1 protein-coding gene is annotated in these 658 nt (G+C 76.1%); it reads right to left on the bottom strand.

Going from position 1 to position 658, the window contains the following annotated elements:
- Window positions 1–658, bottom strand: a 658-nt coding sequence (locus AF1_RS32750) for a type I polyketide synthase (RefSeq protein ID WP_169804077.1), incomplete at both ends; no start/stop codon positions are given.

Here is a 658-nt window from a genome sequence, read left to right on the forward strand (position 1 = left end):
GCCCTGACCCGGAAACACCCACACGACCTTGCCCGGCGTGCCCGCCCGGCCGGTGACCACGCCGGCCACGGTCTCACCACGCGCCAACGCACCCAGTCCGGCCGTCGCCTCGTCGCGGGAGCCGACGACCACCACCGCACGTTCGGTCAGTGCGGCGCGGTCGGACACCAAGGCCCCGGCGACGGCCGCGAGCGACGCCTCGCCGTTGAGGAACCCGGCCAGCCGCCCGGCCTGGGCCGCCAGCGAGCCGGGGCTCCGGGCGGACACCACCACCGGGAGCGCCTCCGGAGTCGCGGCGTCCCCGGCGTCGGGCGCGGCGTCGCCGGGCAGGTCCTCCGGCGGCGCCTCCTCCAGGATCAGGTGCGCGTTCGTCCCGCTGACACCGAACGCGGACACCCCGGCCCGGCGCGGACGACCGGTGCGGGGCCAGCCGCGGGCCTCGGTCAGCAGCTCGACGGCACCGGCGGACCAGTCCACCTCGGGGGTGGGCGCGTCCACGTGCAGGGTCGCCGGGAGCACCTCGTGCCGCATGGCCTGCACCATCTTGATCACGCTCGCCACACCGGCGGCGGCCTGCGCGTGGCCGATGTTCGACTTCAGCGACCCCAGCCACAGCGGCTTCTCCAGGTCGCGGTTCTGGCCGTAGGTGGCGAGCAGA

The sequence above is a fragment of the Actinomadura formosensis NBRC 14204 genome, from assembly GCF_001552155.1.
Classification (GTDB): Bacteria; Actinomycetota; Actinomycetes; order Streptosporangiales; family Streptosporangiaceae; genus Spirillospora; species Spirillospora formosensis.